This is a genomic window from Streptomyces sp. NPDC059696, assembly GCF_042733745.1.
Taxonomy (GTDB): domain Bacteria; phylum Actinomycetota; class Actinomycetes; order Streptomycetales; family Streptomycetaceae; genus Streptomyces.
Genome location: NZ_JBHWFG010000067.1, coordinates 1 through 14,847 on the forward strand (window position 1 = coordinate 1; position 14,847 = coordinate 14,847).

Here is a 14,847-nt window from a genome sequence, read left to right on the forward strand (position 1 = left end):
GGGCAGCGCTCCGCGCTGCTAGTTGGGCGCTTCGCGCCGGGGTACGGGCCACTCCGTGGCCCTGGGCTCGGATCGCTCCGCGATCCGGCCTGACGGAATCCGCTCCGCGAATTCCTGAAAGCGCTGGCTGGGTAACGGAGGGGTGCACAGGTTTCTTTTCGAATAAAACCCGTAGCGTTTTATTCGGCTCCCCGAGGACGCTTTACACATTTTCCCAGAATTACTATTCCATGCATATCGAATAAGATAGCCCCGGTGGCGCTTGCCGAGCCGGCTCTTTCAGAACCCCTCCGAAACCGTCTGCAATCCCTAGCGAGCGCCAGCTCGTTCTCAAGGTCCGGCAATAGAGGAGATCAGAGATGGAAAAAGCTCTTGGAGCGGCGTGCGGGCCACTTTCCTGAGCCCTTCCCCCGCGGCATCAGGGACAGCTCCCGAAGCCTTGGTGACACGGTCACGATCACGCAGGGAGGGCATCAGTGGATTTCTGGTCCATTTTCCTTCGCGCGGGATCCTCACCTCCGAAATATTACGTTATAACTGTGACGAGGACAATACCGCACTTCACCAATATGATAGCGCTGAATTTCGATGCGATATTCTCCTCTCCGCTACTCCCAAATCTGAAAACCCACCGCTTCCGCGACCCACCGAATCAATTCCGGCGGACCAAGTCGTCAGGGAAGCGGAAACGATCCATTCACACCGGAGAACCCATGCTCGAATACCGAGACAAATTCCTGACATCGCCCACCCGGTCATCGATCCGATAACTTGTGTCAGAAAGCTCTGATCATTACCATCGAAAAGTGAGCGGCGTTGGAAAGTAAGACCATAGCGACTGCAGGTTCACTGCTTGGCCCGCGCACGGACCAGCGTCTGCCGGCCGTGGGCCACGAGTCGTCGGCCACCGTCACTCTGGATGCCCCAGACCTCCAACTGACAAATGGTCAAGGTACGTCCGGACTTCAGGACGTCCCCGGTCCCTTCGAGACGGGCGCCCACAGCAGGAGCAAGGAGATTGATTTTGCACTCCCGGTGAGAACCTCGGAGTCCTCGTCGAACAGTGTCAGCGCCGCGTAGCCGCCGACACTGTCTGCCATCACGCTGGTAACCCCAGCGTGGACATATTCGCCGTCGACGACGGCCGAACCACACGCTGGGTGCGGTGTGCGTCGGCTCTGCACCCGGGACCGCGCCCACCGCAGTCGGTGACGGCGGCACGGAAGCAGCACAGCAGGAGCCGGGTGCGCTGGCCTTCGGACGCACGGCTCTCGCCCCTCTCTGCTGGTGGCGGGGCAGAGTCGTGGGTCCGAGGTCCGTAGACTGCCTCTGGCCTGGAGTTATGCAGCGAAGCCGACGTTGGTGCAGTACTCGTACGCTCCGTACTGGGATCCCAGATCGGGCAGGACGTCGTCGGTCCAGGCCGCGTCCAGGCCGTGGTGGTCTCCGGCCGCCCACGCGCCGACGATCCGGTCCCAGCGGCGCACATTCATGTGCCGGAAGGGGACGTCGCGCTGTAGGGGGCGGGCGACGCCGGACTGGTTGAGAGGATGGATCTCGACCCTGGTGCCGCCGTTCGCGTTGAGGCGCTTGAGCAGGTGCCGGGCCACGTTCTGCCGACGCACCGCCTGGTAGGCGTCGTCGATCTTCTTCAGGTTCTTCTTCGAGGGGCGGCGCTTGCCTTCCAGCCACGCCTTCAGCGTGCGGTCGGTCACCGTCAGCCCGGCTTCCCTGGCGGCCTGGCGGGCATGGTCGGACCTCGTCAGATAGTTCAGGCGTGCCATCAGTCCGCGCTTCGCGGTGACGGGGGTGACGATGCCGCCGGCGAGGTCGTCGAGCTTCCGCCCGACGAGTTCGCTTCCTTTGACGCCGCTCGCGCCGAACTTTCCGAAGTCGTTGTTCCTCTCCGGCATCTACTGCTCCTCCCCCATGGTGTCGGTGTCGGCGCCCGCGGTGTAGAGGTCTTTGACCTTGACCTCGGTCACCCCTCGGCCTTCGGGAAAAACACGGCGCCAGTCGCCGATGACGTGGAGTTCGTCGGTGCCCATCGCGCGGACGACGGCGAGTCCTTCGTCGTGGGCTTTGAGCGCTTTCATCCAGAGGTTGGCGAAGGCCTGGGAGCGGATGATGTGCATCCAGTCCGGCCGGTACAGCTCCCGGTTGTAGTTCGACTCCCCCATGGTGGAGACGAATTTCGAGTACATCGCCTTCACGTACTCCAGGGTGACCGGGTCACTGTCGGCGATGGCGGTGTCGCGGGCGTCCTTGAGCGTGCTGCGGAACTTCTCCAGCAGGTTCTCCGTGGCTCCTGAAGTGTAGGACTCGTGGATTTCCGGCACCTCGCACAGGCCGTGCTTCGGGCTGGACAGGCGCAGCAGGAGCCGCAGGGTGGGTTCGGTGACCCAGAGGGGGCCGGGCTCGTCGCGCTCGCCGATCGGGTTGGGCAGCACGGCGTCGTGCTCCCAGACCGGTGGGGTGATCAGGTGGACTCCGGCGCGGCGGCGGTCGTGCGGCATGCCGGTGGTGTGCTCCAATTGCCCGAGCGGCAGATGGGTTTTGAGGGCGGACAGATAAGCGCCGTTGACGTCGAGTGCCGTCACCTCATGAACGCCGGGTGGCAGTTCGGCGCGGGTCCATTTGGGGCGGGCCTCCCAGATCTGGTCCGCGCCCCGGGAGGTCTGCTTCTTCAGGATGTCGGGAATCCAGGGGTGGGCGATCACGTCGTACCGTGCGCCCTTGCGGGTTTCGTCCAGCAGGCGCATGGCGTCCGGGATCGCCTTCTTCAACAGCGCCGCGGTGGCCGTTTCCACGTCGCCCTGGTGCTCGGCGAGTGCTCCCTCGACGGCCGCGTGGATCAAGTCCCCGGGGCCCGACGGTTCCTGGAACGCCCGGCGGGCCGGGCTCTTGGCACGCTTGGAGGGCTTCGGGGCAGCCGGGGCGGGCCGGTCGGCGGCCGGGGCCGGCGGCGTCCCGACTGCGCCGCCCTGGCATTCGGCGGGGTCCAGGTGCTGAGCGAAGCCCTCCACTCGCTGTCGGGCCGGACGCCCGCACAGCACACACGGCTCCGGGGCCATGAGTACCTCGACTTCGTCCCCGTCCTCGAACGCGAAAGAAGCGGGCCCGGCCTCAGCCGTAGCGTCCGCATCAACGGAGCGAACAGCGGTGGACTCCACCGCCGACTCGGTTTCGGGCGTGGTGTCGGTGAGGAGCTTGGCGCTCAATCCGTCCAGGAGGTAGGCGTACTTGGCGCGTACCTCGCCGGCCGGATCCCGGCCGGCCTCCCAGGCGCTGACCGTGGACGGGCTCACCCCGAGGGCGCGGGCCACCTGTGCCTTGGACAGCTGAGCCTGCTCGCGCAGGGCGCGGCGGGCTTCGGGTTCCGGGAGGTCGGCCTGGGGGGTGACGGAGTGGAGGAGGGAGTCGATCGCGTCGAAGTCGCTCACCGGAACGCTCCCTTCAGATGTAGGTGACGGGGTTGCGGGAGAGGTGCGGGACCTGGGTGGCGCGGCCGACGCGGTCGTCGCCGCGTTGCAGTTCTCCTTCGAGGGCGTAGCGGTCGCCGTGTTTGGAGATCCCGGTGATCTTCGCGACGGCCAGGACCGTGCCCTCGGTGTTGATGATCTGTACCTCGTCCTGGGAGAGCGCGCGGTCGGCGTTGAACTTCCAGATGCCGCGGCCGGTCTCCCAGACTTCGTCCTCGCTCATGCCGGGGCGCCATCCGATGGTGGATCGCCCGAGCCTGTCATCGGGGTCCGCCTCGCGCTCGGGGCCGATCTGGATCTGCAACACCTGCCCACCTCCTGGAGGCTGAACTGTTCAACTTGTCACCAAGTTACCACCCTTCCATATAACTTTACAACAAGTTAAAAAGTAGTCGGCTCGCTGGCGTCGCCCGTCCCGGCCCGCGGCACTCCCGCGTGGGCGCCCTTCTACGAGCGGGCGGACACTATCTCCCCCGAAGCCTGTGAGCGAGGGGTCTTGGCTCCGACCTCGCCCGCCGCGACGGTTCGAGGGTCGACTGCTTCCAGAGGCGAGCCCACCCGGTAGGGGCACTCGGGGTCGTCGGGCTGGTTGGGGCGGTCATGCGGCAGCAAGTAGAACGTACGACGGGCGAAGAGGCCGCTGTCGGCGCTGCGCGGCGCGGTGGGCCCCAGGTTGGTGTAGCCGATCATCCGGCCGTCGCGCTCGTATCGGGGTTTGCCTCTGCGGGTGCCGACCTTGTCCAGGGCTTGGCGGACGTAGTCGAGGTCTTCGGTGTCCTCCAGCCAGACGACCTCGGCTTCCTGGACGAGATCGCCTTCCTGCGGAATCGCGCTCATCAGGCCTCCTGGGTCTCGGCGGCCGGGCACCGGCCTGGGGTCGGGGCTTTCATGCTGTTCGTCTTCCCGGCTCGCGCGGCGCGGTGGGGCGGCCGGCCCCGTCCATCGTACGGTCGGGCCGTGCGCCCCTCCCTGGTGCGGAAGGCCCTCATGGCGTCCCGCTTGCGCCATCGGTGTTCCCGTTGTGGAGCAGGGCGAGGCCGGGATAGAGCTTCTTGACGTTGTTCTTGATCATTTCTGCGGGTGAGGTCAGGCCGAGTTCCTGGCGGATGCGGCTGGCGAAGGCGCGGCTGGTGGAGGGCCGGATGCCTTCCTCCGAGCACCACCGGCCGTAGGTCTCGTACAGCAGTTTCTGTTCGACGCGCAGTTCCGGGTTGGGGCGTCCGTTCTCGCCCTTGGTGCAGCATTCGGTGATGAAGCGGCCCACGTGGTCTTCGGTCGTCTCGTAGGCGGCGGTCGCCAGCCGCACGGAGGCCGGTCCAGTGAGCGGGTCGCGGGTCGTCAGATAGCGTCCGGCTCCCTCGATCAGCCAGTGGAGGATACCCGGGCCCTCCTCGTGGACGAGTTCGGCGGCCAGGTTGTCGATTTTCCGTTCGTCGGGGACGCTCCGCTCGAAGGGGATGATCCTCATGCGGCGCCAGAAGGCGTAGCCGCCGGTGCCCACTTCGGGACGGTGGTTGCCCAGGAGCCACAGCTTGTGCGTGGGGGTGAAGGTGAAGAAGTTCTGTCGCATGCGGCGGGCGGTGATGGTGTCGCCGCCGGTGAGGAGCTTGACGCGGGACTCGTTGAACCTGTCGTTGGGCTTGAGCTCGCTGCACACCACGATGCGTCGGCCGTGGAGTTCGGTCAGTTCGGTGGAGTGCTCGGTGAACTTGCCCTTCTCCATGAGGAAGCCGGGCGGGGCCGCGTTGGCGTAGTCGCCCAGGATCTGCATCATCACCTCCAGCAGCACGGACTTGCCGTTGGCTCCGGAACCATAGAGGAAGGGCAGGACCTGGGCACCGACGTCGCCGGTGATGGAGTAGCCGAGGAGCAGGTGCAGGAAGCGGGTGGTTTCCCTGCCTTGGGCGTCGTCGCCGAAGGTGTCGCGCAGGAAGCTGTTCCAGCGCGGGATGGGCATGGGGCGGGGCGCCACGAAAGTGGCCCGCGAATGCATGTCCGTGAGCGGGTCGGGCTTGCGCAGCGTTCCGGTTCTGAGGTCGACGACGCCGACTGGGGTGCACAGGGCGTAGATGTCGCCGTCCAGGACGTCGGGGTCCAGGCGGAGTCCGGGGGCGGCCTGCGCCTGGTAGAGCAGGGCTTTGAGTCCTGAGGTGGATTCGGAGTGCCGTCGGTGCGCGGCCAACTGGCGGGGAGTGAATCTTCCCTGGGGGTCGTGATCGGCGATCTGCTCGGCCATCTCCCCGGCAGCCCAGACCGCTGCCTCGTCGCCGCCGGTCAGTTTCCACCGGTACTCGTCCCAGGAATGCCATCCCATGCCGATCACGTAGCGGAACTGGTCGCGGTAGAGGCGGGCGAACAGTTTGGCGTTTCCCCGGTCCGTCAACGAGTTGGGCAGCAGTCCGTGCGGTTCGGGGACGGGCTGTGGTCGGGCGTCGGTCTGCTGAGCGGGCAGGTTCGCGTGCGACTCGGGCGGATCCCAGGCAAGGTTCTGCTGCTGGATCTGTGTTGCGGCCCTTTCCGCGTCGAAGCGTGTGTACTCGGCGCTCATGAACGTCCTCGGGGGTGGAGTGGGCGCTGAGCACCCGCAGACAGAGCTGTCTCGATGATCGTGAGGTTGCGGCTCTCCTGGGCGGGGCGTGCGGTGCGGGCCGCTTCCAGAAGCAGGGTGCGCGCTTCTTCCTCGGGGAGGTGGCCTCCTTGGACGAGTCCCCCGGCGGTGTAGGCGGCGCGGTTGAGTTTCTCCGTGAAGCTCGCCCCTTGCGGGGTCGCCGCGCATCCGGACACCTCGTCCAGGAGCGGGTTCAGGAGCCGTTCGGCTCCTTTCGCCGAGCGGCGTCGGCGGGGGTGGCCCGCGATCGCGGCGGGGCGGGGGGTCTCGGCCCGTACGTGGTGGGTGCGTACGAGTTCCGCTGCCAGCCAGCGGGGCAGCGGCGCCGGGATGCGGGTTGTTCCCAGCGGGCGGTAGCTGCCCGCGGTGGTCGTGGTCGCGGGGGCCACGATGTAGCCGTTGTCGGAGCGCACGTCGACCTGCCAGGCCAGTGCTGTTCTCGGGCTGGAGCCGGTCGAGGAGCGGTAGCGGGTCTCGGGGTGGGGGTTTCGGTACCAGATGTGCAGTCCCCCGGAGGGGGTCCGCACTCTCAGCGTGTCGGTGTCCGCGGCCGGGCTCTGCTCGCCGCGGAGGGCGGCGAGCAGAGCCAGGGTGTCGAAGCCCGTGGCCAGGCCGGAGAGGTTGACCTGGGGGGCGATGGGGATGCCCGGCAGGAGGCGGGAGCGGTCGGGTACGTGTGCGGCGTGGGCGTCCACGTCGAGGACGACCAGGTTCGCGGGGCCGCAGGAGACGCCGACTCCGAAGCGGGAGCCGGCGTGCCACCAGGCGTCGATGAGCTCAGGGTCGGTGGTCGCGGCGTGGAAGCCGTGGCACCAGCGTCCTGCCTGTTTGCACGGGCAGAGCACGGGCGGGTGCCGGTCCTCCTTGCACGCCTGGCAGTTGGCCGGAGGGACCTTCTGCTGGGGTGCGAGGGGGTGGACCGGCCATCCTGCCCGCGCGCACCACCGGGCGATCGTGTTTCCGTGCACGGCCTCGCCCGGGGGATCCGGTGGGGTCGAGGGGTGGCGGCTCAACACATCGTCCTTGTCGCGGTTCATGCCGTTCTCCGGCAGAACCAACGGGCCTGACGGGACTGAAGCATCGGGTTTGCCAGACGAGCGTAGCCCACGGGGGCGCAGCGGCAGAGAAGCCCCGGGACGTGTCGGTGGATCAGGATCCCGTCAGTCCCGCAGCCACCGAGTCCTAGGGGCGCTCAGTCCCGCGGGGCCGCGGGCGCTTCAGTCCCGCACAGCAAAAGACCAGGTCAGAGAGTTCTCCTCCAGAACAACGGGACTGACGGGACTCGACCGTGCAGTTATCAGCTGCCCACGACTACCGCTGCTTCCCATGCGCGCGCGCATGTCGGAGACGCCTGGTGAGGTGATAACTACCGGGTCGAGTCCCGTCAGTCCCGTGCTTTCTGTGGAGAACCCATCTGACCTGCGCTTTCTCTTGTGGGACTGACACGGGACCAAAGGGCTCCGGGGCTGAAGGCACCGCACTTCAGCCGGTGGAACGGGAGCTGGGAGCCAGGAGAAGCTGCTGGAGTTCGGCGGTGCACATCATGTAGCCGTCGGGGGCCGGCAGGTGTGCGAGGTAGTGGTCGAGGTCCGATGCCAGGGAGAAGACCCGTACCGGGGTGCCCGCGGCGCGGGCGGATTCGACGACGCTGCGTACGCCGTCCAGGACGGAGGGGTGGCGGGTGCGGTAGGAGTCGGCGACCAGGTGGTTGCCCCGGTCCGCGGCGAGATAGAACTGCACCAGGTCCTTGAGGCCGACGAAGAGTTCACTGGCCCCGGCGGCGCACAGCGCGGTGGTGGCGTGGACGGCGGAGGGCGTCTCGACGAAGGCGGACAGGGGGGTGCCGTCGGGTAAGTCGAGATGGGCTCTGAGTTGTGCGAACTCCGTCTCGTCGCTGACGAACGGCACCGAGAGCCCCACCCGGTCCGCCTCGTCGCCGAGGCGTTTGCGCAGGGTCGCCAGTACGGCGTGCAGGGCCTCGCGGTAGCCGGTGGAGCCCAGGAGCCAGCGTGCGCCGTGCATGCCCATCTCGGGGTTGGGCTCGATGGCGACGGGGGCGGCCTGGGTGACTTCGGCCGCGTGGTCGGAGCGCAGGTCGAGCATGCGCAGGACGAGTCGCTGACCGGGCAGAAGCGCTTCGACGAAGCCGCAGAGCCGCTCTCCGACGGCCTGTCCGTAAGCGGTGATGCCTGCGGTGTCGCCGGCCATGGCGTCGAGCGGGCTCAGCCCCAGGGCCAGGCAGAGGAATTCCTCACGGATGAAGAAGGACTCGACGCGGGCGGCTTCGGGTCCGCAGGAGTTGATCGTCGTGATGTCCTGGAGGTCCGCGATGACCGCACACGCCGAGCCGATGGCGTCCAGTACGGGGTTGCCGCCCCCGGGAGCCGGGGCTGGGCGGGGCCCGACGACGATGGAGGCGCTCTCCAGGTAGAGCGTCACCTCGCCGACGAGATCGGCGAGGTCCGCCTCCTCGACGCGCAGTACCGGAATCCCCCTGCCGCGGCACAGGGACTGCATGTGACCGGTGAGTCCACCGGAGCCGCACACCACGGCCCGTGCGGCCACGATGGCGTCGTACAGCCCCGCTTCCAGGGAAGGGGCGATGAGGATGGTTCCTTCGCGCGGACTTCGCGTTCGGTTGCAGGTGCCCTGAAGCACACTCTCGGTGCCGCCGGCCAGGAGAGATCCCAGAATCCGTCGCCCGTTCCCGTTCAACTAGTCCTCCGGATGTTCGGCGTTCTCCAACCCCAGTTGCCGACGCAGCTGCCGTGGTGTCACGGAGACGTCGTTGAGCCGTTCCACGGCCACCCGGTTGACGATCGCCCTCATCAGGCGTTCGTCACGGGGGACGCCCGTGGGAAGTACGGGGAGGCTGCCCAGGGAGCGAATACGGGCGTTCAGGCGGGCTTCCAGTGCTTCCCTGCTCCTTCGTTCGCGGGTGGCCAGCCTCCGCACTTCCAGTCCCACAGACTCCTCCAGTGCCTCGCGGACCGCTTCCTCCGGGTTGCTGACATAGCTGCGGTAGTGGGAATGCCGGGCGGCGAGGTCGTCGAAGCCGTCCTGTCGCAGTTCAAGCCGTTCGACGACGTGGGCGGCGACGGCGACGGAGTGGTTCTTGATGGCTGCGAGGTTGAACGCGAAGGCGCCGGTCCGGCCGTGCCTGACGATCTCGTCGCCCTCTCTCGGCACGCCGACGGTGGAGATCGGCCCGACCGGTGTGCCGTCGGAGCTCAGCAGCGTTCCGCATTCGTCGACCTCCACGCCGCGCCCGGTGCGCTCGTGGGGGACCGCGATGCCCTTGCGGAGGAGGTTGCGCCAGAGCGGCTGCTCCACCTTGGTGTAGTCGAATTCCCTGCCGAAGTTGGACACCACGAGGTCGGCTTCGACGCTGTGCCGCTCGTGCTGAGCGGCGACGGAGACCGTCAGCCGTCCGGACTCCGCCGGGGTGATCTCCTGCACCCGGCCGACGACCAGTTCCACCCGGCCGTCCTGGGGACGCATCGCTCGCTCGATGATCTCCATCGTGTACTCCACGGCCCCGACGCGCAGGGCCGCGAGGCTGGTGGCGAACTCGTCGAGCAGTCGGCGCAGGTCGTCGGTCGGGATGCGGTCGATGACCTCCGGGATGTACGGCTCCCAGGCTTTGGCGACCCGTTCGGAGACGATCACGGAGTCGATCTCGGGGTGCTGGTCCCTGACGGTCGCGCAGGCGGCCTGCCAGGCGGCCCTGACACGGGCGAGGAATTCCTCGCGGTCGCGGTAGGGCTCCATCAGGAGGTCGGGGCGCGGCAGCCGCACCACTCCGTGTTCGTGGGTGTCGGGGTAGGTGCGGAAGATCGTCCCTGACCTGGAGATCAGGTGGATACGGCCGACGTGTCCGTTGCGCAGCAGCAGACCTGCCGAATCGTAGGCGCTCAGAACCGATCCGACGATGGCCACGGAGGCATCGGGTGGGAGACGGGTAAGTGCGCGGAGCCCGGGGGCGGAGTACGGGTTGCGGACGAAGGAGGGGTGCCTGGCGACGCCGGCGGCGAAAGGCGGCTCCTTGAGTTCCAGGCCGGTGGCGAGGACGACGTGGTCCGCGTCGAGGATCTGCGTGTCCGGGAGCGGGCCGGGGCGCAGCCCTTCGGTCGTGTACGGGCCGAGGCCCCTGACGGTCACCTCGAAGCCGCGGTCGCATGGCCTGGTGTCGAGCGCCTCGCCGTCCGCTTCCACGAGGACGACTCCGGGGCAGGCTTCCCGGGCGGCCTCGATCAGCCGGTCGTCGAGGTAGTCCTGGAAGATGCGGCGGGGGGCGGGGCCCTGCTCGGTGAACTTCCAGGAGGCCCAGCGCTGGGGCCAGTCCCGGCGGTCGGCCTCCTGGTTGGCCCAGTTGATGAAGTCGAGCACGTCTTCGCGGAACACCGACATCCGGCCGGCCTGGATGTTGAAGACGTGGTCCCAGGGATTGCCGTCACGGTGATACGCGACGCCCGCCGAGCGGTAGTCGGCACGCCGCTCCAGGAGGATGACTTCCAGGGGTCTTCTCGCGAAATGGAGCAGCCGTATCGCGGTGGCCGTGCCGGCCAGGCCCGCCCCCACGACCAGCACCCTGGGGCGCGCACCCGTCTTGCCCATGAAGCCTCCCCGCTGACTCAGGGGCGCCCCGTCGTGCGCTCCCCGTCGGTGTCTTCGCTGACTGGAAGTTCCCTGACTGGGCATCAACTCGGCTTATCCGTACAGGTATCGGGCCGGAACACGATGCCGGGACAGGGTCGTGCACGATCGTGGCGCCGACGATACCCGAAGGCACCGGACGGCGAAGCCCCTGTCGGTGAGCCGCCCCCCGAGCTGGAAAGGGGCGGGTCGCCGGCAGGGGCGGCCGCAGGGCCCGCCGGAGCCTGTCCGGGGCCGTGGGGGCGGGAGCGTCAGCTGTCGATGCCGGGAACGGCGGGGACGTCGATCTCGGTGCGGGCGTAGTGGTTGAAGTAGTTGGTGTAGAGGTTCACGGCCACGTGGACGAAGACCTCGGCGAGCTCGGTGTCCGTCCATCCCTGGGCCACGGCCGCGTCCCACGAGGCGTCCGACGCCTCGCCCACCTCGCCGGCGATCTCCCGGGCGACCTGGACCAGGGCTTCGAGCTTCGCGTCGTCCCCGGGCGTCCCCCGGCGTATCGCCACGGTCTCTTCCAGGGTGAAGCCCGCCACCTTCGCCGACACCGTGTGCGCCGCCTGGCAGTACGCGCATGCGTCGACCGCGCCCACGGCGAGGGCGATCGCCTCACGTGTGCGGGCGTCGAAGGTTCCGTGTTCGGCGACGGCTCCGGTGATCGCGGCGTAGGTCTCCAGGACCACGGGGGAATGGGCCATTCCCCCGTGGATGTTGAGCACTCGCCCGAATCGCTTCTCCAGCCGGCGCAGAATCTCTCCGCCGGCTGCGGGTGCGGTGTCGATGGTGTGGACGGGAATCCGCGGCATGGGAATGCCTCTCCTCTTAGTGGTGGGAGTTCCTCGTCCTCGCAGTCTGCCCAAGCACCCGCCCCTGTGAGCTGTCTTCGCCGCCCTCCAGCCCTTTCTAGGCAGGTCGCCCGGCGACCCGGCACGGTGGCGGTCGGGCCGGGCCGCCGGAAGGCCGGGGTCAGAGGCCGAGCGCCTCTTCGGCCAAGGCGGTGCCCCGTACGCGGGCCTCGATCTTGGCAAAGGCCAGTTCGCGCGTGGTGGAGGCGTCGTCGGCGAACGGGGAGAAGCCGCAGTCGTCGCAGGTTCCCAGCTGCTCGACGGGGATGTAGCGGGCGGCGAGCAGGACCCGGTCGCGTACCTGCTCGGGGGTCTCGACCACGGGGTCGATCGGGTCGGTCACCCCGACGAAGACGCGGGCGGTGGGGGGAAGGTGGTCGCGGACGATGCTCAGGACCCGCTCCGGGTCCGCCTCGCCGGCCAGTTCGAGGTAGAAGTTGCCCACCTTGAGCTGGAAGAGCTTGGGCAGCAGTTCGGCGTAGTCGATGTCGAGGCTGTGCGTGGAGTCCTGGTCACCCCCGGGGCAGGTGTGTACGCCGATACGGGCGCGGTCCTGGGCGCTGAAGCGTCCCAGGACCTCGTTGTTGAGGGCGATGAAGTCGTCGAGGACGCCGCCGCTGGGGTCGAGCTTGAGGGAGAGCCGTCCTTCGGTGAAGTCGAGCTGGACGACGTGTGCGCCCGCGTCCAGGCAGCCGCGGATGTCGGCCTCGGCCTCGTCGGCGAGGTCGCGCAGGAACTCCTCGCGGGGGTAGCCCTCGATGGGTGTGGCGGGGTAGAGGAGGCTGAGGGCGGAGGGTGCGATGACCGCCTGCTTCAGGGGGCGGTCCGTGAACTGCCGTGCTGCGCGGAGATAGGTCTCGGCCCGCACCTGGTAGCGGAAGGGCCCTTGCGTGATGCTGGGGAGCTGTCGGGTGTGCCCGTCGGCGAAGGGGATGACGGCACCGTCCGGGGAGAGGGTGTCGAGGCCGGTCACGGGGTAGGTGGCGAAGCTCGGCTTGGACTGTTCGCCGTCCACGAGGACAGGGCTGCCGACTCGTTCCAGCTGGGCCAGGGTGTCCGCGACGGCCTGCTCCTGCTGTTTGGCGAGGTCCCTGTCGTCCAGGGTTCCCTGGGCGTGTGCGGTGAGGGCGTGCATGAGGGTCGCGGAACGCGGAAGGCTGCCGATCGGCTCAGTGGCGATGGTCATGGTCGGAAGAATAGGAAGAGGTCGGGGTCCGGATCACCGGAAAGCCCTGATTGCCGTGTGTGCAGGGGAAGTTCAGGCGAAACTGCCGCGCGGCGGGACGTGGTGGTGTAGGGCGGGGGAGAGAGCCGGCGGGGTTCTAGGATCCGGTCGTGGCCACGGCGGAGGAGGTGCCCAGCTGGGAGCGGGGGGTTTTCTCGCCGACGCGGTTGGGCTCGATGGTGCGGGGGTCGACGGCCTCTCCGGGGGCGCCTTGGCGGTAGACGCCTTCGGGATCGGAGTCCCGGTCGTGCGGGAGCAGGAAGAAGACCCGGCGCCGGTACAGGCCGCTGTCAGGGTCCGCCTCGGCGTCGGCCCCGAGTTCGATGTAGCCGATCATGCGGCCGTCGCGGGCGTAGCGCGGTTTGTTCTTGCGCCGGGGGGTCTTGTCCAGGGCCTGGCGGACGTAGTCGAGGCCCTCGGGGTCTTCGAGCCACACGACGTTCGCCTCGTGGACGAGATCGCTGTCGGTCAGTAGCGAGCTCATGGCGGCGACCTCTCCTTCATCGGCGTGCACCGGGTGGGGCGGTGCCTGCGTGGTGCGTGTGTTCATCTGCGATGGGGTGCCGTAGTGGTGCGGGCCGCCTGTGGCGCCGGTTCCCGGCGGAGGGCGCGGCCCGGTACGTCCAGGGGGCACTCATATCGTAGAGGGGGCCCGCTTTCGCGCGGCAGTGCCTCCGGTTCGGGGACGTTCATTCGTCGGCCGCCAGAGCGAGGTGGGGGTAGAACTTGCGGCCGTTGGATTTGATCATGTCGGCGGGCGATGCGAGGCCCACTTCCTGGCGGACACGGGTGGCGAAGGCGCGGGCGGTTCCGGGCCGGATGCCTTCGCTGGTCGCGCACCAGTTGCTGTACGAGGCGTAGAGCAGGCCCTGCTCGACCCGCAGGTCGCTGTTCTCGGGGTCGTGGAGGCAGCACTCGGCGAGGAAGCGGCCGATGTGGTCCTCGGTGTTGGCGTAGGCGGTGGTGGCGATGCGAACCCGGTCGGGGCCCGCGAGGGTGTCCCGGGTGGCGAGGTAGCGGCGAGCCCCCTCGGTGAGCCAGTGCAGGATCCCCGGGCCCTCGTCCTGAACCAGTTTGACGGCCAGGTTGTCGATCTTGCGTTCGTCGGGGACGATCCGTTCGAAGGGCAGGAGGCGGATCCGGCGCCAGAAGGCGAAGCCGCCGGTGGAGACCTCGGGGCGGTGGTTGCCCAGCAGCCACAGCTTGTGCGTGGGGGTGAAGGAGAAGTAGTCCTGCCGCATGCGGCGGGCCTTGATCTTGTCTCCGCCGGTCAGCAGGCGCACCCGGGCCTCGTCGAAACGGTCGTTGGGCTTGAGCTCGCTGCACACGATCAGGCGGCGGCCGTGCAGCTCGGTGAGTTCGGTGGAGTGCTCGGAGTAGGCGCCACGGTCCATGAGGAAGCCCGGCGGGGCCGCGTCGGCGTAGTCCCCGAGGATCTGGATCATCACGTCGAGGAGAACTGATTTGCCGTTTTTGCCCTGTCCGTGGAGGAAGGGCAGCACCTGTGCCCCGACGTCACCGGTGATGGAGTACCCGAGGAGCAGGTGGAGGAAGTCGATCATCTCCCGGCCTTCGGCGTCGCTGCCGAAGGTGTCTTCGAGGAACCTGTGCCACCGGGGGGTGGGGATGTCCTGGGGGGAGGCGCTGGTGGCACGGGAGTGGAAGTCGCGGGTCGGATCGGGTTTGCGCATGCGGCCGTTGCGGAGGTCGACCACTCCGTCCGGGGTGCACAGCGCGTAGGGGTCGCCGTCGAGGGTGTCGGGGTCGAGGGAGAGGTCTGGGGACGCCTTGGCCTGAGTGAGGAGCGCCTTCATGCCGGTTGTCGACAGGGTGCGGCGCTTGTGGTGGTGCAGCTCCCGGTCGGTGAACAGCCCTCGGGGATCGGTGTCGGGAATCTCCTCGGCCATCTCGCCGGCCGCCCACAGGGCCGCTTTCTCGCCTCCGGCCCGCTTCCACCGGTAGCCGTCCCAGGAGTACCAGCCCAGGCCCTCCACGTGCCGGAACTGATCACGGTAGAGACGGACGAAGAGCTTGGCG

The 14,847-nt window shown here is 68.2% G+C and carries 12 protein-coding genes and 1 pseudogene; all 13 read right to left on the reverse strand.

The genetic code is table 11. The features are described 5' to 3' along the window. Window positions 1-846: 846 nt before the first annotated feature. A pseudogene (locus tag ACFV20_RS36200) lies at window positions 847-1,127 on the reverse strand (PaaI family thioesterase); the annotation flags it as partial. A gap of 213 nt (window positions 1,128-1,340) precedes the next feature. Beyond that, entirely contained in the window at window positions 1,341-1,913 is a 573-nt protein-coding gene (locus tag ACFV20_RS36205; protein ID WP_073772384.1) for a helix-turn-helix transcriptional regulator, read from the reverse strand. Further along, window positions 1,914-3,443 (reverse strand): helix-turn-helix transcriptional regulator, encoded by a 1,530-nt coding sequence (locus ACFV20_RS36210; protein ID WP_073772385.1) that lies wholly within the window; start codon window positions 3,441-3,443, stop codon window positions 1,914-1,916. A gap of 13 nt (window positions 3,444-3,456) precedes the next feature. After that, window positions 3,457-3,789: a hypothetical protein gene (locus ACFV20_RS36215; protein WP_073772386.1), complete on the reverse strand. Its 333-nt coding sequence runs from the start codon at window positions 3,787-3,789 to the stop codon at window positions 3,457-3,459. A 140-nt stretch (window positions 3,790-3,929) separates the two neighbouring features. Further along, on the reverse strand, window positions 3,930-4,319 hold the full coding sequence (locus tag ACFV20_RS36220) for a DUF6009 family protein (protein ID WP_073772387.1): 390 nt from the start codon (window positions 4,317-4,319) through the stop codon (window positions 3,930-3,932). 148 nt (window positions 4,320-4,467) lie between these two features. Then, window positions 4,468-6,030, reverse strand: a complete 1,563-nt coding sequence (locus ACFV20_RS36225; RefSeq protein ID WP_073772388.1) for a phage/plasmid primase, P4 family — start codon at window positions 6,028-6,030, stop codon at window positions 4,468-4,470. Further along, the gene (locus ACFV20_RS36230; RefSeq protein WP_381115581.1) at window positions 6,027-7,127 is read right to left on the reverse strand and encodes a bifunctional DNA primase/polymerase; all 1,101 of its coding nucleotides are present in this window, start codon (window positions 7,125-7,127) and stop codon (window positions 6,027-6,029) included. The genes ACFV20_RS36225 and ACFV20_RS36230 overlap by 4 nt, the downstream gene beginning before the upstream one ends. A gap of 445 nt (window positions 7,128-7,572) precedes the next feature. Then, a complete protein-coding gene (locus ACFV20_RS36235) occupies window positions 7,573-8,805 on the reverse strand; it encodes a putative PEP-binding protein (protein WP_073772389.1) in 1,233 nt (410 codons plus the stop codon). Further along, complete coding sequence (locus ACFV20_RS36240) at window positions 8,806-10,707, reverse strand: FAD/NAD(P)-binding protein (RefSeq protein WP_073772390.1); 1,902 nt, start codon at window positions 10,705-10,707, stop codon at window positions 8,806-8,808. A 290-nt stretch (window positions 10,708-10,997) separates the two neighbouring features. Further along, complete coding sequence (locus ACFV20_RS36245; protein ID WP_073772391.1) at window positions 10,998-11,546, reverse strand: carboxymuconolactone decarboxylase family protein; 549 nt, start codon at window positions 11,544-11,546, stop codon at window positions 10,998-11,000. Window positions 11,547-11,706: 160 nt separating this feature from the next. Further along, window positions 11,707-12,771, reverse strand: a complete 1,065-nt coding sequence (locus tag ACFV20_RS36250) for a cobalamin-independent methionine synthase II family protein (protein ID WP_073772392.1) — start codon at window positions 12,769-12,771, stop codon at window positions 11,707-11,709. Between the two features lie 136 nt (window positions 12,772-12,907). Next, window positions 12,908-13,294: a DUF6009 family protein gene (locus tag ACFV20_RS36255; protein WP_030592536.1), complete on the reverse strand. Its 387-nt coding sequence runs from the start codon at window positions 13,292-13,294 to the stop codon at window positions 12,908-12,910. Between the two features lie 205 nt (window positions 13,295-13,499). Beyond that, a partial coding sequence (locus ACFV20_RS36260; protein WP_385665311.1) for a phage/plasmid primase, P4 family occupies window positions 13,500-14,847 on the reverse strand: 1,348 nt, incomplete at its 5' end.